The organism is Janthinobacterium agaricidamnosum NBRC 102515 = DSM 9628 (genome assembly GCF_000723165.1).
Lineage (GTDB): Bacteria > Pseudomonadota > Gammaproteobacteria > Burkholderiales > Burkholderiaceae_D > Janthinobacterium > Janthinobacterium agaricidamnosum.
The window spans coordinates 1,866,974-1,885,305 of the sequence record NZ_HG322949.1 but is presented as its reverse complement, the minus strand read 5'-3'; the positions used below and the strand labels follow the sequence as shown (position 1 = coordinate 1,885,305).

The 18,332-nt window shown below is 66.2% G+C and carries 16 protein-coding genes and 2 tRNA genes; all 18 read right to left on the bottom strand.

Annotated elements, in window-relative coordinates:
* Positions 1–499: 499 nt before the first annotated feature.
* Positions 500–573: transfer RNA gene (locus tag GJA_RS08085), tRNA-Cys, on the bottom strand.
* A 76-nt stretch (positions 574–649) separates the two neighbouring features.
* Positions 650–725, bottom strand: a tRNA-Gly gene (locus GJA_RS08080).
* Positions 726–766: 41 nt separating this feature from the next.
* The gene (locus tag GJA_RS08075) at positions 767–2,413 is read right to left on the bottom strand and encodes a rhodanese-related sulfurtransferase (protein ID WP_051780462.1); all 1,647 of its coding nucleotides are present in this window, start codon (positions 2,411–2,413) and stop codon (positions 767–769) included.
* A 16-nt stretch (positions 2,414–2,429) separates the two neighbouring features.
* Complete coding sequence (locus tag GJA_RS08070; protein WP_038490803.1) at positions 2,430–3,023, bottom strand: cysteine dioxygenase family protein; 594 nt, start codon at positions 3,021–3,023, stop codon at positions 2,430–2,432.
* Positions 3,016–4,368: an LLM class flavin-dependent oxidoreductase gene (locus GJA_RS08065; protein ID WP_038490800.1), complete on the bottom strand. Its 1,353-nt coding sequence runs from the start codon at positions 4,366–4,368 to the stop codon at positions 3,016–3,018. Before GJA_RS08065 ends, GJA_RS08070 begins: the two co-directional genes overlap by 8 nt.
* Before the next feature lie 9 nt (positions 4,369–4,377).
* Positions 4,378–5,370, bottom strand: coding sequence for an ABC transporter substrate-binding protein (locus GJA_RS08060; RefSeq protein ID WP_051780460.1), 993 nt, complete (start codon positions 5,368–5,370; stop codon positions 4,378–4,380).
* Positions 5,360–7,888 carry a TonB-dependent receptor plug domain-containing protein gene (locus GJA_RS08055; RefSeq protein ID WP_081905283.1) on the bottom strand — a complete coding sequence of 843 codons (2,529 nt, stop codon included), beginning with the start codon at positions 7,886–7,888 and terminating at the stop codon, positions 5,360–5,362. Before GJA_RS08055 ends, GJA_RS08060 begins: the two co-directional genes overlap by 11 nt.
* A 28-nt stretch (positions 7,889–7,916) precedes the next feature.
* On the bottom strand, positions 7,917–8,924 hold the full coding sequence (locus GJA_RS08050; RefSeq protein ID WP_038490797.1) for an ABC transporter substrate-binding protein: 1,008 nt from the start codon (positions 8,922–8,924) through the stop codon (positions 7,917–7,919).
* Between the two features lie 19 nt (positions 8,925–8,943).
* Entirely contained in the window at positions 8,944–9,378 is a 435-nt protein-coding gene (locus tag GJA_RS08045) for an ExbD/TolR family protein (RefSeq protein WP_038490795.1), read from the bottom strand.
* A gap of 1 nt (position 9,379) precedes the next feature.
* Complete coding sequence (exbB, locus tag GJA_RS08040; RefSeq protein ID WP_081905282.1) at positions 9,380–10,162, bottom strand: tonB-system energizer ExbB; 783 nt, start codon at positions 10,160–10,162, stop codon at positions 9,380–9,382.
* Positions 10,163–10,468: 306 nt separating this feature from the next.
* Positions 10,469–11,269, bottom strand: a complete 801-nt coding sequence (locus GJA_RS26065; RefSeq protein ID WP_051780459.1) for a TonB family protein — start codon at positions 11,267–11,269, stop codon at positions 10,469–10,471.
* Positions 11,270–11,283: 14 nt separating this feature from the next.
* Entirely contained in the window at positions 11,284–12,153 is an 870-nt protein-coding gene (locus GJA_RS08030) for a class II aldolase/adducin family protein (protein WP_081905281.1), read from the bottom strand.
* A gap of 27 nt (positions 12,154–12,180) precedes the next feature.
* Positions 12,181–13,137, bottom strand: a complete 957-nt coding sequence (locus GJA_RS08025; protein ID WP_038490792.1) for a D-isomer specific 2-hydroxyacid dehydrogenase family protein — start codon at positions 13,135–13,137, stop codon at positions 12,181–12,183.
* 13 nt (positions 13,138–13,150) lie between these two features.
* Complete coding sequence (locus tag GJA_RS08020; protein ID WP_038490789.1) at positions 13,151–14,269, bottom strand: LLM class flavin-dependent oxidoreductase; 1,119 nt, start codon at positions 14,267–14,269, stop codon at positions 13,151–13,153.
* The gene (locus GJA_RS08015) at positions 14,266–15,534 is read right to left on the bottom strand and encodes an acyl-CoA dehydrogenase family protein (RefSeq protein WP_051780456.1); all 1,269 of its coding nucleotides are present in this window, start codon (positions 15,532–15,534) and stop codon (positions 14,266–14,268) included. The genes GJA_RS08020 and GJA_RS08015 overlap by 4 nt, the downstream gene beginning before the upstream one ends.
* 5 nt (positions 15,535–15,539) lie before the next feature.
* Entirely contained in the window at positions 15,540–16,400 is an 861-nt protein-coding gene (locus tag GJA_RS08010) for an ABC transporter ATP-binding protein (RefSeq protein WP_081905280.1), read from the bottom strand.
* A gap of 2 nt (positions 16,401–16,402) precedes the next feature.
* On the bottom strand, positions 16,403–17,242 hold the full coding sequence (locus GJA_RS08005) for an ABC transporter permease (protein WP_038490786.1): 840 nt from the start codon (positions 17,240–17,242) through the stop codon (positions 16,403–16,405).
* A 157-nt stretch (positions 17,243–17,399) separates the two neighbouring features.
* Positions 17,400–18,314, bottom strand: a complete 915-nt coding sequence (locus tag GJA_RS08000) for a LysR family transcriptional regulator (RefSeq protein ID WP_038490783.1) — start codon at positions 18,312–18,314, stop codon at positions 17,400–17,402.
* Positions 18,315–18,332 lie beyond the last annotated feature (18 nt).

Here is an 18,332-nt window from a genome sequence, read left to right as displayed (position 1 = left end):
AATCCAGGCAGGCGATGCCGCCGACCGAACAAAAGATTTGATCGGCTGTCACTACGTCTTCCGAACCAAAAGGCAAAACCATCCATCGAAATCCGCACTATTTTGCAATAATCTTTCCTATAAATCAATGAGTTGGAGTTTCTCCACACTTGTTCGCCTTCCATATGAATCAAACTGCAACAAGACCGTTATCACGCAAGAGGACTTCTACCGGCTTTGGTCTATAAAAAATCCATCTCGGCAGGAGAAATTTCATGAAGCTCAAAACGCGCGGCTCTGCTGATCGGTTCGGCTCCCCCACTACGTTACGGGGAGATGCGCCGTTTCTAGGTGCGACTATGAAGTCGCGCAAATAGAGTAAACACGCCTCAAACTCGTTCTTGCCACGGAATGCCACATCATCAGTGTATGTAGTAGGAAAATCCCGAACTCTCGGCCTCAATCCTGGTAAGGTTTTGCTCTACCAACTGCGCTACTCGGGCCTGGAGTTCAGATTGTCTGGAGGCGAGGACGGGAATCGAACCCATCTAAACGGCTTTGCAGGCCGCTGCATAACCTCTTTGCTACCTCGCCTGAGGTATGTCGGTGAGCGAACGGCGGCAGCCGTTCGTCACGACCGGAAAAACTGATGAGTCTTTCCGATTAAAACTGGAGCGGGAGAAGAGTCTCGAACTCTCGACCTCAACCTTGGCAAGGTTGCGCTCTACCAACTGAGCTACTCCCGCGGAGGCGCGCAGTGTAGCATTCGGCCCCGGGTTTTGCCAACTTATTTTGGCGCCCGGATTCCATCCTCAAGCAAGACCTTGAAGCCATGGGTACCATCCCGCCCCAGTTGCGCGACTAGGCCGAATTCCCAATCCAGGTAAGCCTGCATCGCTTCCTGGCGGTTGTCGGTGCCTTCGTACGGCCGGCGGTAGCGGTCGATCAGCGGCGACGCCAGCCGGGTCGGGCCGGATTCCAGCGCCAGTCCGGCGTCGGCCCAGGCCGCCGTGCCGCCGCTCAGCACCACCACCGGCAATGCGGTCAGCGCGCGCAAGTCGAGCGCCGCGAAACGCGCCAGCAAGCCGCTGCCGCAAGTGAGCACATAGCGCGTGGTGTCCGGCGGCAGCCTGGCCAGCGCCGCCTTCAAGTCGGAGCGCAGCGCGAACCAGGCGCCGGCGACGTGGCGCTTGGTGTAATTAATACCGCTGGTGAAGTCCAGCAGCGCCGTGCCCTCGGCATCGTCCGCCAGCCATTGCGACAACTGGGCCACGCCGATTTGCTCGACCTGCGGCAACGGCGGCAGCGGCGCGCTCCACGGCTGCGTCACCGTAAAATCGGCGGCCGTCAAGCCATCGACCACCACCACCTCATGGTTCATCTGGCGCAGCCACGACGCGCTCATGTTGGCGCGCACGCCATCGTCGTCGGCCAGCACAAACCGCGCGCCGCGCACCGGCCCGAACTGCTCGGTTTCCTGCACCAGCTGGCCGCCGGGCGCCGAACGGAAACCCGGCAAGCGGCCCCGGGCGAATTCGGCCGGGCTGCGCACGTCCAGGTAATAAGTGGTGCGCGCGGCGTCGTTCTTGAAGACGTCCAGCCCGGCCCAGCCGGTATGCTGCACGCCGGCCCGCTCGGCCAGCCGGCGCGCCGCAACCGCCGAGGTTTGCCGGTGCTGGTCGGATACCGGCGGATAGCTGCGCGACTGGCCGTGCTGCAGCGTTTGCCCGGCCAGCGTCCAGCCGATGGTGCCGTTGCGCAGCGCCGCGACCGGGTTCGGCAAGCCGGCATTGAGCAGCGACTGGGCGCCGATGATGCTGCGCGTGCGGCCGGCGCAATTGACGATCACGCGGGTGGCCGGATCCGGCGCCAGCTCGCGCGCGCGCAGCACCAGCTCGGCGCCCGGCACGCTGATGCTGCCGGGGATGCTCATGGTCTGGTATTCGTCATAACGGCGCGCATCGAGGATGACGATATCGGCCCGATCGTCGATCAGCGCCTGCACTTCCTGCGCCGACAGCGACGGCGTGTGGCGCTGTTCCTCGACCAGTTCGCCGAACGCCTTGCTGGGTACGTTCACGTCGCGGAACAATTCGCCGCCGGCCGCCGCCCAGCCGTCGATACCGCCGTCCAGCAGCGATACGTCGGCATAACCCAGCTGGCGCAGCCGCTCGGCGGCCGTTAGCGCCAGGCCTTCGCCGCCGTCCAGCACGACGATCGGCACGTCGCGCCGCGGCAGCCTGGTGTAGGCGTCGATTTCAATCCGCCCCAGCGGCAGATTGGCGGCGAACAGCGGATGAGCCTGGGCATGCGGATCTTCTTCGCGCACGTCGAGCAGCGCGATTTCGCGCCCGGCCAGCAATGCGGTGCGCACTTGCTGGTAAGAACGGCGCGGAAAAACCGGCAAGCCGGCGTGGGTCTGGTTCCTGGTCATAGGGTGTGCTCCGGTTCTAAAGGTTAGCGGCATTGGCCAGATTGGCATAACCGGAACGGAACGGCTTGACCGCGCCGTCCGGCGTGAATACCGAGCGGTCCAGCGCGCCGATGTCGGCGCCGTAGACATGCACGCCGATCGACACGCGGTCGTCGTAGGCGTTGGACACTTGATGGATATCGCCCAGCGCTGGCGAGACGGCCGCCACGCTGCCGGTGTGCAGCAATTGCGGCAAGCCGCTGCGTTCCAGCACGCCGTCGGCTCCGTAGCGGTAGTCTTGCGAAATTTCCGCGCCGCGCAGCAAGCCGATCAAGCCCCATACCGTGTGGTTATGGATCGGCGTCGACTGGCCCGGCCCCCACACGAAGCTGACCACCGAAAAACGCGCCTGCGGATCGCGGTACAGCAAATACTGGCGGTAAAACCGCGGATCGGGCAGCGCCGCCTCGGGCGGCAGCCAGTCGTCGCGCGCCACCAGCTCGCGCAGCAGCGCGCCGCCGCGCTCGACCAGCAGCGCCTCGCCGCCGCCCTGCCCCAGCAAGTCGTCAAAGCCCTCCACCAGCCGGCGCAGCGGCGCCGGCAATTCCTCATGCCGATCGATGTCAGCCATGTCGCGTCTCCTGGGCGGCCTGGCGGCGCGCCGCCGTGTTGCGGTTTTCCGGCACCGGCAAACCGAGGTGGCCGCGCAGCGTAGTATGGTCATAGTCGCGGCGGAACAATCCACGCTCCTGCAACACCGGCACCACCTGCCCGATAAACGCGTCGAGCTGGTAAGGCAGCGCTTCGAACAGGATAAAACCGTCGGCCGCGCCGCCGTCGAACCAGCGCTGGATCGCGTCGGCCACCTGCGCGCCGGTGCCGACGAATTCCTGGCGCGGGCTGGCGTAGCGCAACGCGGTCTGGCGCAGCGTCAGGTTTTCATCGCGCGCGGTGCGCACGATGCGTTCCGATGCGCTGCGGTTGCTTTGCGCGCCGAATTCGGCGATATCGGGGAACGGGGCGTCGAGCGGATACTGGCTCAGGTCGTGTTCATTGAACGAGCGGGCCAGCGCCACCAGCGCGTCTTCGATGCGCACCAGCGCCACCGCTTCGCGATACAGCCGCTGCGCGTCTTCCTCGGTACGGCCGACAATCGCGCGCAGCGCCGGCAGCACGCTCAGTTGCGATGATGCGCGGCCAAAGGCGGCGGCGCGCGCCTTGATGTCGGTGTAATAGGCCAGCGACGATTCGAACGTCGACCCTTCGGTGAAAAACGCCTCGGCATGACGGGCCGAAAAATTGCGGCCCTCTTCCGACGCGCCGGCCTGGAAGATCACCGGCTGGCCCTGCCCCGAACGGCTGATGTTGAGCGGCCCGCGCACCGAAAAGAATTCGCCCTGGTGGTGCAAGGCATGCAGCTTGGCCGGGTCGAAGAATTGGCCGCCGGCCTTGTCGTGGGTCAGCGCATCGTCTTCCCATGAATCCCACAAGCCTTGCACGGTTTGCACATGTTCGGCGGCGATGCGGTAGCGCACCTCGTGCGGCGGATGCTGCGGCTTGCCGTAATTTTCGGCGCTGCCCGACAGCCACGACGTGACCACGTTCCAGCCGGCGCGGCCACGGCTGATATGGTCGAGCGACGCGAACTGGCGCGCCACCGTGTACGGTTCGCTGTAGCTGACGGTCAGCGTGCCGACCAGGCCGATGCGGCTGGTGACCGCCGCCAGCGCCGACAAGATCGTCAGCGGCTCGAAGCGGTTCAAATAATGCGGACTGGATTTTTCGGTGATGTGCACGCTGTCGGCGACAAACACAAAATCGAACTTGCCGGCTTCGGCCAGCCTGGCCTGGCGCACATAAAAATCGATGTCGGTGCTGGCGCCCGGATGCGCGTCCGGATGGCGCCAATCGCCCCAGCCGGGGCCGACGCCATGCAGGATGAAGCCGAGTTTTAATTGTTTTTTCGCTGTGCTCATGAAAACCTCCTAGGTGGTGTGGAACAGGCTGGCATCGACCAGCGTGCGCGCATCGACCCTGCGCGGGAATAATCTGGCGTCATAAAAAGCGTCGGCCACTTGCTGCAATTGGGTGACGATGTGCTGGTCCGGCGCGCGCAATTGCGGCCGGTCGCGGCCGACCACCAGCTTGACGACTTGCGGCGGCAATTTGGTGATGCGTTCGAATACCTTGCCGTACTCCGCCGGATGGGCATTGGCCCAGGTATTCGAGCGCGACAGCCGCTGCAGCACGTCGGCCAGCGCGGCCCGTTTGCCGGGATCGGCCAGCGCCGCGTCCGATGCGGTGATGACGCCGATGCCGGAATTGATGCCGATGCCGTCGCGCAGCACGCGCGCGCCGCGCAGTTCGGCGCTGGCCTGGTAAGTGCCGAAGGTGGCCCACGCTTCGATCCGGCCGCTGGAAAACGCCACCGCCGCATCGCCCGGCAGCATGAAGCCGGATGTCACGTCGTCGATCCGCAAGCCCGCTTCGCGCAGGGCGCCGAACAGCAAATAATGGGCCACGCTGCCGCGCGCCGACGAGACGATCACCGAGCGGCCCTTCAAGTCGGCCACCGTCTTGATGCTCGAACCGGGCGGCACCAGGATCGCCACCCCGGCCGGCGACGTCACGCTGGCCGCCACCACCTTGATGCGCGCGCCGCCGGCTGCCGCCGCCAAGGCTGGCGTATCGGCCGCCATCGCGGTATCGACGTCGCCCGACACGACCGCCTCGAACAGCGGCGCGGCGCCCTGGAAGCTGGCCCATTCGATCTGGTACGGCACGCCTTCCAGCACGCCGGCCGCTTCCGCCTTCGAGCGCAGCAAATTGACCTGGTCGCCCAGCACCAGTTTTACTGTTGACAGATCGACCGCAGCCGAGGCCGATGGGGAGCCGGCCAGCTGGTCGCCGCAGGCGGCCAGCAAGGCGGCGGCCGGCAGCGCGCCCAGCAGGCGCCGGCGTTGCGGATTAAAAGTCATAACTGGCCTTCGCATAATAAAAGGCGCCGGTCGGCGCGAACGGCGACGGGCCGTAGACGAAGCCGGACGAACCGGTGTTGGGATCGCCGGGGCCGTTCTTGTCGGGGAAGACATTGAACAGATTGGCCGCGCCCACTACCAGCCTGGTGTGCTTGCCGAGCGCGTAGGTGAGGTCCAGGTCGGTCAGCCATTTGGCGCCGAAATGGTAATCCTGGGCGCGGTTGGCCGTGGTTTGCCAGGTCGATTTATCGTAGCGCGTGGTTTGCAGGTTAACGTCAAAATCGCCGATGAACCAGCGCGCCGACAGGATCAGCTTGGTGCGCGGCGCGGCCGTCAAGTCGCCGATGCCGCCGCTGGCGGCATAACCGAACCAGACCTGGGTGCCGCCCGGGTTCGGTCCCAGCGCAGTGATCCCGGCCGGGGTGGCCTTGACGCTGGTCAGCGCGGTGCGGTTCCAGTTCAGCGCCGCGCCCCAGCGCACCAGACCGGCCGTGCCGTAATCGCTGCTGGTGTCGGCCACCAGGTCGGCGCCGCGGGTGCGCGTGTCGACGCCGTTGGCGAAGTATTGCACCCACTCGGTGCCGGTCAGGCCGGCCGCTTTCAGCAGCGGCGCGAAGGCCGGGCCGAACATATAACCGGTGCGCACGATGCGGTCCTTGACGGCCACCTGGTAAGCGTCCAGCGTGATATTGGTGGCGTCGCTGGCCTTGAACACCAGGCCGAGGCCGAAGTTGGTCGATTTTTCCGGCGTCAGGTCTTGCGCGCCGAATTGCCGGGCCAGCGTGGAATCGTTGCGCAGCAACTTCGATAAACTGGGCGCGACTTCGCCGGTGACCGGGTTGATATTGGTGCGGTTGTCGGTCTGGGCGTAACCGAGCTGGGTCAGCGACGGCGCCCGGAAACCGCTGCCGACGGTGCCGCGCAGCGCGAAGCGCGGCGTGATGTCGTAGCGCGAATTGAACTTGCCGCTGACGGTGTTGCCGGCGCTGTCGTTGTAATGTTCGGCGCGCACCGCGACATCGGCAAACCAGTTTTCCGTCGGATAAAAACCGATGTCGTTATACAGCGCCAGCACGGTGCGCGGCACGCGCGTGGCGTCGGCCGGCGACAGCGCCACACCCGCCTGCGCGCCGACCGCGGCCGGCTTGCCGAGGTTCGGATTGCCTTCCTGGTCGCCCGGCTGGAAGATGTAGCCGCCATTGATGTAGCCCAGCGCCTGGCCGGTATAAGTGGTGAAGCGTTCCAGCCGCTGTTCGGCGCCGAACGACCATTGCAGCGGCTTGTTCAAGCCGATGTCGAAGGCCCGCGTGACATCCTGGTTGGTGGTCCACTGTTCGAACTGGTAGGTGGCGAGATTGTCGAAACGGGTCGGCGAGCTTGGCCCCAGCGAGGGATTGCTGGTCAGGTTGCTGTACTGGCGCGCCCGGTTCTTGCCGTAGCCGGTGCTAACATCCCAGTGCCAGCCGGCGCTCTTGCCGCGCGCGCCGGCATTGAGCTGGAAGTCGTAGGCGCTCATATTATTTTCGGCGAAATAACCGTCCGGGAACAACTGCCCCAGCGTCGCCAGGCCATTCGCGCGGCGGAAGTTATTGCCGGCGATGCTATTGCGCGTGCCGGCCGTGCCGAACGCGTACAGCGTCACGTCGCCCGAATAGGGCAGTTCGGCGTTGAACGCGACGTTGTACGCTTCGATGCCGGGATCGCCGTTGCGCGCGCCGTCGCGGTTCCAGCTGGCGTTTTTCGGATTGCCGGCCGGCGAATAGTTAACCGGATTGGTCGACTTGAAGTTATTCCACGACTGGCCGCGCTGGCGCGCATTGGCGGCGATGTGCACAAAGCCGTCCTGGCCCAGCTTGAAGCCGGCGTCGGCTTCGATCTTGCTATTGTTCAGGTTGCCGTCGCCTTCCTTCAGGCGGCCGCTGCCGACCGCCGCCGAGCCGCCATGGTCGCCGTTTTTCAGGATCACGTTGACCACGCCGGCCACCGCATCCGAGCCGTACTGGGCGGCGGCGCTATCCTTGAGCACTTCGATATGGTCGATCGCGCCGAGCGGTATCGTGTCGAGGTCGACCGGGTTGACGCCGCTGGTGTCGCCGCCGCCATTGGTCAGCAAGGCCGCGTTATGGCGCCGCTTGCCGTTGACCAGCACCAGCGTGTAGGCCGGTCCCATGCCCCGGTTGCTGACCGGGCGCACCACCGAATTGACGCCGGCCTGGTTGGTGCCGAAGTTAAACGACGGCAGCAGGCGCGCCAGCGCTTCGCTCAATTCGGCGCGGCCGGTATGCGCCAGCTGTTCGCCGTTGATGACGTCGATCGGCGCCGGGCTGTCGGCGACGGTGCGCTGTTCGCCGCGCACGCCGGTGGTGACCACCACGTCCTGCACTTGTCCGATGCTGTTCTGGGTCTGCGCCGTCGCGGCGCCGCCCGCCAGGCCGCAGGCCAGTAGCGCGAGAGGAAGTTGATTCAAGCACAGTTGATTCAGCCGGGGCGCGGCTGGCTGCTGGTAAGACTGATGCATCGGCTATCCTTTTATTTTATTGATTTAATTAAGCTAAATAAGACGCAAAACTGCGGTCCCACAGCGGCGTCACGTCGACCCGGCGGACCAGCAGGCCGGCCTGGGAAAACACGTCGGCCACCTGCTGCTGCGAGCGCACCGCCGCGTCATCCACCGCCACCAGTTGGTAGGGCTGGCTGCGCGCCTTGACCTGGTTCAGGAACAGTTGCGCCGGCACCCCGGCGATGCGCCCGCTCTTGGCCGCCCACTCTTGCGGGTGACCGTTGATCCATTGGTAAACCTTGGCGACACGCTGCAGGTAATCGCCGATCGCCGCGTGTTTCAAGGGATCGGCGATCGCCCTGGTCGATGCGCTGATCACATAATTGCCGGACAAATAACCGTCGGCGCTGCGCAGCACGCGCGCGCCCTGGCTCTTGGCCAGCTCCACCACCAGGCCGTAAATCACCCACGCATCCAGCTGGCCGCTCTGGAACGCCGCCAGGCCGTCTTGCGGCGCCAGCGCCACCGGCTCGATATCCTTGAAAGTGAGTCCCCGCTCTTTCAACAATTGCAGCAGGAAGTAATGCGACGTGGTCGAGCGCGCATAACCGATGCGCTTGCCCTTGAACTGGGCCGCGTCGGTGATGGTGGACTGTTTCGGCACCAGCACCACCTGGTTGTTGACGTCGCCGCGCAGCACCGCGATCACCTTCATCGGCGCGCCGGAAACGGCGGCGAAGATCGGCGGAATTTCACTCATGCCGCCGCAATCGAGCGAACCGGCCGCCAGCGCTTCGACGATCAGGTTGCCGGCCGCGAATTCGGCGATCGCGCTTTTATACGGCAGCGCGGCGACGCCCGCCTCGCCGAAATAATAGGAGTCGCCGCCTTTATAGGTGCCGACCCGCAGCACGGTATTGGCCAATCCGGGATCGGCCGCGGCGGCTGTTACAGTTGCGGTACCGCCCCAGCCGCCGGCCAGCGCGGCCAGGGCCACGCCGCCGCCGTTGCGCAGGAAGCGGCGCCGCGCTTGATGGTTCGCAGGGAAGTCCATGATGTCTCCTGTGGTGTGATTAGTGTTGCGGCGCTTCGGACACCAGCGCGATGCGCGCATAACCGGCGTCGTTCAGCAAACCCATGGTCGATACGACACGGCCGTAAGCCAGCGTCTGGTCGGCGCGCAGATGGATGCGCCGCTCCAGGTCGCCGCCCGCCTCTTTCGCCACCAGCGCCAGCAGTTGACCGGGGCCGGCGGCGTCCTGGTTGACGTAGACCGTGCCGGCCTGGTCCATGCTGATGACGATAGGCGGCTTCGGTTCCTGCAGCGGCCTGGTATTGGCGGTCGGCAGGTCGACCTTGACGCCGCTCGCCATCATCGGCGCCGCCACCATGAACACGATCAGCAGCACCAGCATCACGTCGACCAGCGGCGTCACGTTGATGTCGCTGACCGGGCCGACCCGCTGCGCGCCGCCGTTTGAAACGCCGTTTGAAAATCTTGCTCCCATGTCAGGCTCCCTGCGGCGTCAGCGCCGCCACGCCATGGCCGTGTTCCGCCTTGAGCGGCGCGGCGTCGCCGCTGTCGATCCGGGTCTCGCCCGCTTCCAGCTGGCGCGACAACTGCACTTCGACCAGTCCGGTCAGCGTGGCCAGCCGGCCGGTGTAGCTATTCAAGTCGCCGGCCACGCGGTTGTAGGCCACCACGGCGGGGATCGCCGCGACCAGTCCCAGCGCGGTGGCGAACAGCGCCTCGGCGATGCCCGGCGCCACCACGGCCAGGCTGGTGCTGTTGCTGGCGGCGATGCCCTGGAAGGCGTTCATGATGCCCCAGACGGTGCCGAACAAGCCGACGAACGGCGCTACCGAACCGACCGTCGCCAGGATCGACAAGCCCTTTTGCAATTGCTCGGCTTCGGTATGGGACGCGATCTGGCCGACCCGGTTGAGGCGTTCCTTCAAACTGTCGCGGCCGTTCGCATCGGCATGCAGGTGCAGCCGGTGGCTGTGCTGCCACTCGTCGGCGATGGCTTGATAAATGCGGGCGAATGGATCTTGCCCATGCTGGCGCAATTGCTCGACCAGCCGGTGCAGCGTCGGCTGGCCCGCCAGCGCGGCGATGAACCCCGCGGCGCTGCGCTGCAGGCGGCGCAAGCGCAGCAGCTTGTCGATGATGACGCCCCAGCTGGCCAGCGACGCCAGCGCCAGTACGACCAGGATGGATTTGACGATGATGTCGGCTTGCTGGAACAAGTCCAGCGGCGACAGATGGGCGGCGATATGAGTCGGGTTCATGCGGTTCTCCACGGATCGGTAAGGTAGATTCAGTTCAGCGTCTGGAGCGCCTGACAAAACGTTCAGGGCAAGGCGCATTGCCGTAGACAGTACAGATGTACGACAAGGCAATGCAACGCCGCCATGGATGTTTTTTTAGGCGCTCTTAGAGCCTATCCCAGTAGTGAGCGTCTTGTTCTGGCCGCGCATCTGGAGCGCGGACCAGGCGTGAGGAGGAAGCGTGGCGAGCCACGCGACGACGATCAACGCAGTCCCCGTTCCTGAGGAGCGCCAGAACAGGGCGTATTCATCTACTGGGATAGGCTCTTAGTTCAATTTGAAGACGATATTCCCGGCCAGCAGATACGTGCTGCCGCCCAGGTCCGGCAATTTCGGGAACGGCGCGGCGCGCATGATCGCTTGCCGGGCCGCGTCGTCCAGCGCTTCGATACCGCAACCCTGCAAGTCGATATCGAGCAAATTGCCTTGCGGGTCCAGCGTCAGCTGGTAGCCGACCTTGCCCTGCTGGCGGCGCAGCCTGGCCTGGCCCGGATAATCGGTATTGCGGTTGATGCGGGCATACACCTGGTTCACATAATCGGTCGGGATGCCGTCGGTGCCGACCACCCTGGCCGCCGGCGGCGGCGCTTTGACGGCCACCGGCGCGGACGGCGTTGGAACAGGCGCCAGCGGCGTCACCGGGCCGATCGGCATCGCCGGCGCCGGCATGGCCGGGCTGGCATAGGTCTCGGCGCTGGTCGCCGGGGCAGCGACGGTTTTCGGCTGCGGCGTGGCGGCGCTGACCGGACGCGGCGCGGCCAGCGCCACCGGTCTGGCTTGCGGTTGTGGCGGCTTCGGCGACGGTTGCAACGGACGTGGCGGCGCCACGCGTATCAATTCCACCGCATGCGTTGCCAGTGCCGGGCCGCTGCCGCCGCCCGACACATTCCACAACAGCAGCACGGCCAGGCCATGCAGCAACGCCGATAATTGCACCCCGCGATAACGGCGCCCGTCCTGTCGAGCGGCGGTGCCTTGGGCCGCAACCGGCGGCGGCTCGGCCACGGCCGGCATGACTTGCTGCGGCTCCCGCAGATGCGGCCGGAAAGGCAAAGTGGCGCTGTTCATCTGATTCTCCTGAATTATTCAAACAAGTCCGGCTCTTCGCGCGTGATCACGTCCCACAGCGGCTGGAAGCTGTACCAGCCGCCGACGTCGGAACCGATCTGGCCGGCCGTGTGCCGCGCCACGTCATGCGGAATCGGCCTGGTCGGTCCGGCCGCTTCCGACAGCAACTGGGTTTGCGCGGCGTTTTCAAACGCGATGTAGCGCCACACCGCCGATTCGACCGACGCGCCCACCGTCAGCAGGCCGTGGTTTTGCAGGATCACCGCCTTGCGCGGCCCCAGCGCGGCGGCGATGCGCTGGCCTTCGCTGGTATCGAGCACCACGCCGCTGAAGTCCCGGAAGATCGCATGGTCTTCATAGAATGCGCAGGAATCCTGGGTCAGCGGGTCGAGCAGGCGGCCTTGCGCGGCGAACGCCTTGCCGTACAAGCCGTGCGAATGGGCGGCCGCGATCACGTCCGGACGCGCCTTGTGCAATTCCGAGTGGATCGCGAACGCGGCCCGGTTCAGCAAGCCGTCGCCCTCGACCACCTTGCCGTCGTGGCTGACCAGGATCAGGTCCGACACGCGGATATGGCCGAAATACACGCCGGCCGGATTGACCCAGAAGTGATCCGGGAATTCCGGGTCGCGCGCGGTGATGTGGCCGGCGCCGCCCATGTCGTAGCCGTAGCGGGCGAACAGGCGAAACGACACCGCCAGGCGCTCCTTGCGGTGGCGGCGCTGCGCTTCCAGCGTCGCCGGCGGCGGCGGTTCGGCGAAGATGAGGTTGCCGTTGGCGTCGCGCGGCGCGTTATAGATCGCCGGGCGCGGCGCGGCCGCGCCGCCTGCGCGCAGGTGCGGACGCGACAGCGGTGCGGAATACAGGGGAGCGGTGCTGCTCATGGTGAGTCCTTGTCGAAGAGTGGCAGGTCAATAGCCGCGCGCCGTGTCGACCACGTCGATCAGCGGCGCGCCGCTGCGGAAGCGGATCAGGTTGTGCAGGAATTTGTCGATCAGCGCCGGTACGATATGCTCGGTGGACGGCGAAATATGCGGCGACAAACGCACTTGCGGATGGCTGTAAAAGGCATGGCCGGCCGGCAGCGGCTCGGGATCGGTGACGTCCAGCGTGGCCAGCGACACTTGCCAGGCGTCGAGCGCCTCGTGCAGCGCAGCATGGTCGATCAGGTTGCCGCGCGCGACATTGATCAGGTGCAGGCCAGGCTTGGCGTGGGCCAGCGCCGCGCGGTTGATCACATGGCGGGTGGCGCTGGTGGACGGCGCGGCCAGCACCAGGTGGTCGGAGCGCGACAGCAATTCGGCCAGGTCGGCCACCGCCTCGACGCCGGCAACCTCGAACGGCGTATCGGAACGGCGCAGCGCGATGACCTTGATGCCCAGCGCCAGCGCGCGCTGCGCCAGCGCCTGGCCGATCGAGCCGAAACCGTACAGGCCCAGCGTGCTGCCCTTCAACAGGCCGAGCAAGGGGCGCTGCCACTGGCTGTTCTGGTCCAGCCAGATTTGCGGGATCTTCTTGGCGGCGCTGAAAATCGCCGCCAGCACGTATTCGGCGATCGCATCGGAGGCGGTGCCGCGCGCCGACGTCACCACCGGCCCCTGGAACAGCCATGGCGGGTAATAATCGATGCCGACCGACGCCAGTTGCACCCAGCGCACCCGCGACGGCCACTGCAACGGCGCCGGCGTTTGCAGCAAGGTTTGCCCTTTCGGCGCCGGCAGCACGAACAGCACGTCGGCGTCGGGCAATGCGGTCAGCGGCCCCGGGGCCAGGTCCAGCACCTGCAAGCCGGCCTGCGCCGCCAGCAGCGCATTGATGTTCGGTGCGAACTGGCTGGCGATGGTCGGCGCCTGATGACTGTTACTCATGGCTGGCGTCCCTTCAGGCGGCCAGACGCGTGGCGTCCGGCGCTTGCACATTGGCGCTGCGTTCGGCAATCGCCGCGCGCACCAGCGGGATCAGTTCGCGGCCGTATTGCAGCGCGTCCTGGATCGGGTCGAAGCCACGGATCAGGAAGGTGGTCACGCCCAGTTCCCAGTATTTCAGCAGCGCGTCGCGCACCTGTTCCGGCGTGCCGACCAGGCCGGTCGAATTGCCGGCCGCCCTGGTCAGCGCGGCGATGCCGGTCCACAGCCGTTCATCGACCACCTTGCCTTCGGCGGCGGTGGCCAGCAAGCGTTGCGAGCCGGTGTTTTGCGGCTGTTGCGGGCGGCCGCTGAAATACGCGTTGTGCTTGACGCTGGCGCTGGCCTTGGCCAGGATCGCATCGGCCTTGGCCCACGCCAGTTCCTCGGTCTCGGCCAGCACCGGCCGCAGCGACAGGCTGAAGCGGATCTTGTCGGCCCGGTCGTATTTCGCGGCCGCCGCGCGCACCTTGGCGATGATTTCCGCCACCTGGGCCAGCGACTCGCCCCACAGCGCGTAGACGTCGGCATGCTTGCCGGCCACCTCGATGGCGGCGTCCGACGAACCGCCGAAATACACCGGCACATGCTGGCCGCGCAACGGACGCACGCCGGCGTTCTGGCCCTTGATCTGGTAATGCCGCCCTTGATGATCGAACGGGCCGCTGCTGCTCCAGGTCTGTTTCACGACATCGAGGAATTCGTCGCTGCGGCTGTAGCGCTGGTCGTGGTCGAGGAAATCGCCGTCGCGCTGCTGTTCGGTGTCGTCGCCGCCGCTGATGATGTGCACCGCCAGCCGGCCATCGCTGAAATGGTCCAGCGTCGCCAGCTGGCGCGCCGCCAGCGTCGGCGCGACAAAGCCGGGACGGTGCGCCAGCAGGATGCCGAGCTTCTCGGTTTGCGAGGCGATATACGAGGCGACCTGGAAACCGTCGACCGAGCCGCTGCCGTGCGCCACCAGCACGCGGTCGAAACCGGCGTATTCGTGGGCGCGGGCGACCGCGCCCAGATAACTCTTGTCGACCACCGGCCCCTTGGCCAGTACGGTTTCGGACACTTCCTGGGTGGCGCTAAAGCCGATGAATTCGATGCTCATGATGCTTCCTTGTCAGTGGTGGTGGAGGTAGAGGCAGATAAAGGGCCGGTCGCGCCGGCACGGGATGATGCGGCGGTTTTCTGGGCGGCCAGCGCGGCGAACGCGGCGCGCCCGCTGTTGATCAGGATGGTGTCGTTTTGCGGCGTATGGATGCGGCTGCACAGCACGTCGCGGTAATGGCGCTGCAGCGGATTGGCGTTCGACAGGCCGGGATTGCCGCTCAATTCGATGGCTTTTTCGACTACCTGGATAGCCTGGCTGGTGACCAGGTATTTGATGCGGAAGCTGTCGGCGGCGGCAATGCGGCCGGCGGCGGCGGCGTCGATCAGCGTACGGTTCGAGAACAGCCAGGTGTCGATCAGGCCCAGCGCTTCCTGGAAACGCGGCAGGCTGGCCAGCGGCGCGCCCAGGTTGGCCGGCACCCGTTCCTGCAGCCAGTTGGCCAGCCAGTCGCGGCCGGCGCGCGCCACCGCGTCGTAGATCGACGCCAGCAGCACCGACATCCAGCACAGCAATTCGGCGTCCAGTTCCTGCGTCGCGCCGGCCGGCGCCACTTCCACCGCATGCTCCAGCGGTACCAGCACCTCGTCGAAGATCACGTCGTGACTGCCGGTGGCGCGCATGCCCAGGTGGTCCCAGCTTTCGACCACGCTGATGCCGGGCGTATCGCGCCGCACCAGCCAGCTGCCGACCAGCGGTTCGGCATCGTCGCTGCGCGCCCACACGGCCAGCCAGGTCAGGCGCGGGATGCCGGTCGAATACACCTTGCGGCCGCTGATGCGCCAGCCGTCAGGCGTACGGTGCGCGGTGGTGGCCGGCAAGCCGCCGCGGGCCGGCGTGCCGAGGTCCGGTTCGACCCGCAGCGCATTGATCAGCGCGCCGTCGCGCAGCGTCTCTTGCACCACCAGTTCGCGCAAGTGGCGCGGCCAGCGCGCCGCGTGTCTGGCCGACGCATGGTGCAGATACTGCATCGTCAGCACCAGCGCGGTCGACGGTTCGCCGCGCGCCACCGCCGCGATCACGCGGGCGGTTTGCGCCAGGCTGGCGCCCAGCCCGCCCTGCGCGCGCGGCACGGTCAGCCCGAGTAAACCCAGTTGATGCAGGCGCTCGAAATTCTGGTGCGGGAAGCTGGCGTCGCGGTCGTGCTGCGCGGCGCCGGCGGCGAATTCCAGCGTCAACTGGTCCAGCAAGGCGGCGAATTCGGGGCTGTCCAGCTGGTGCGCGGCGGCGGTGGCGGTGGCTAGCCGCAAGACGGAAGAGGACATGGCGCTCAGATCGAAAAGTTACTGAAGTTGAAGGGCGTCGCCAACGGCGCTGGCGCGGCGGCTGTGTCAATCGACGGCGCTTCCGGCGCTTCCAGTTCGACCCCCAGCAATTCCAGCAGCCGGGCCCGCACTTGCTGGAATTGCGGCCGTTCGGCGCTGCGCGGACGCGGCTGGGTGATCGCGATGTCGGCGGCGATGCGGCCCCGGTCCAGCACCAGCACCCGGTCGGCCAGCAGGATCGCCTCGTCGACGTCGTGGGTCACCAGCAGCACCGACGGCCGGTGCTGGCGCCACAGCGCCAGGATCAGCTGGTGCATGCGGATGCGGGTCAGGGCGTCGAGCGCGGCGAACGGTTCGTCGAGCAGCAGCAATTGCGGCTCCCGCACCAGCGCGCGGGCCAGCGCCACGCGCTGCGCCTCGCCGCCGGACAAGGTGGCCGGCCAGGCGTTTTCGCGGTGCGCCAGCCCGACTTCGGTCAAGGCCTGGCGGGCCCGTTCGCGCGGCTGGTCGATCTTCAGGCCCAGCGTGACGTTGCGCCAGGCGCGCTTCCACGGCATCAGGCGCGGCTCCTGAAACACGGCGGCGCGCGCCTGCGGCACGTCCAGCGTGCCGGAACTGATCTGGTCCAGCCCGGCCAAGGCGCGCAGCAAGGTGGTCTTGCCGGAACCGCTGCGGCCCAGCAGCGCGACGAATTCGCCGGCGCGGATATCGAGGTTCAACTGGTCGAGGATCAGGTTGTCGCCGAAGCGCTTGCTGAGCTGGCGTCCCTTGACCGCGCTGCCCGGCGGCACCAGGCTGGGCGCCGGCGGCGCCGCATGCCCGCTGCGCTGCAGCGCGCCCGGCAAGTTCAATGAGGTGGTTTGCATGCTCAATCCTTGATGAAAGATGGACGCCAGGCCAGCGCATAATGTTCGATGGTGCGCACCAGCAGGTCGGTCACCAGGCCCAGCACGCTGTACACCAGCAGGCACACCACGATGACGTCGGTGCGCATGAAGTCGCGGGCGTTGTTGATCAGGTAGCCGAGACCGGCGGTGGCGTTGATCTGCTCCACCGCCACCAGCGACAGCCAGCTGACGCCCAGCGAATAGCGCAGGCCGACCAGGAACGACGGCAACGCGCCGGGCAAAATCACGTGGACGATCAGTTGCGGGTAGCTCAGGCCGAACAGCCGCGCCGCCTCGACCAGCTTGGCGTCGATGCCGCGAATGCCGCTGTACAGCGTCAGATACATCGGGAAGGTGGTGGCGAAGGCGATTAGCGCGATCTTGGTGAATTCGCCGATGCCGAACCACAGGATGAACAGCGGCACCAGGCCGAGGAAAGGCAGCGTGCGCGCCATCTGCATCGGCGAATCGACCGCCACTTCGCCGCGCCGCGACAGGCCGGCCACCAGCGCCAGTCCGGTGCCGAGCGACAGCGACACGGCCAGCCCGATCACCACCCGGCGCAGCGACACCAGCACATTGCCGCCGATTTCGCCGGACCAGATCAATTCGCCCATGGTCGCCAGGATTTGCGACGGCGCCGCCAGCACCCGTTCCGGCAGCACGCCGCTGCGCGACGCCAGTTCCCAGGCCAGCAACAGCAGCAGCGGACTGACGGTGCGCCTGAGCACCGCCGACAGCAGCGCTTGCCGCTTGTTGGGCACGCTCCTGGCCGCTGTGGCGGCAGGATTGATTTGATTGGCTAGCGAGGAGACTGACATCCGCGGTTCCCTGTCTGAAGTACGATGAATTCAGTATAGGGAGCAAATGATTATGACGAAACTAATTGTTTATTCTATTGATATATGATTTTTAAGAATAATCTTGCGAGGCGGGAAGATACAAAACCAGCCTGCTGCGGGCTGGTGGAGGAAGGATTCAGGCGGCGCGGACAGAGGCTGCGGGCGCGGCGAACGCCTGCTGCACCGCGCTGGCGACAAAGTCGATCGCGTGCTGCACCGGGCCGGGCAGCAGCGACTGGATCAGCCAGATATCGAGCAGCGGCTTGAAGTCGCTGACAGGGACGATATCGAGCTGCGCCAGGTGGCGGCTGCGTTCCAGGATCGGCCGCGGCATCAGGCCCAGGCCGGTGCCGCTGGCCACCAGCCCCAGTTGCAGATCGGTGCCGAAGGTTTCCAGGTTGACCTTGAACGACAAGCCCTGCTGGACCAGCACGCGCGCCAGGCCGGCGCGGAAACCGCAGCCGTCGGGGTTGAGCACCCAGCCGATGTCGTACAGCTCGCGCAATTTGTAGCTGCGCCGCGGCATGCTGCCCTTCTTCGCCACCACCACCAGTTCCAGCCGGCCCAGCGCGCGCCCGCTCAAGCCTTCCGGCAGCACCTTGGTGGCAGGGAACAGCGCCACCGCCGCGTCGATCTCGGCGTTTTCGACCCGTTCCAGCAATTGCGCGCCCCAGCCGGACGCCACTTCCGTATGCAGGCCGGGAAATGCGGCGTTCAGCCGTTGCAAGGTATCGAGCAGCACCATGTCGCCGACGGTCTGGATCACGCCGATGCGGAACACGCCGGTCGGCGCCTGGTCGTTTTGCACCAGGTCGCGCAAACGGTCGACTTCCAGCAGCACCTTGCTGCATTGCTCGAACACTTGCCGGCCCATCGCATTCGGGCGCGGCGGCTTGACGCTGCGGTCGAGCAGCTCCACGCCCAGCTCCTGCTCGAAGTTCTGCACCCGCCGCGTGATGGCCGACTGGGTCAGCCGCAACGCGTCGGCGGCGGCGCTGACCGAGTGATTGCGCACCACGGCGACGAAGGCGCTGATGTCATCTATCTTCATGAAGTGCCAATGTGAATG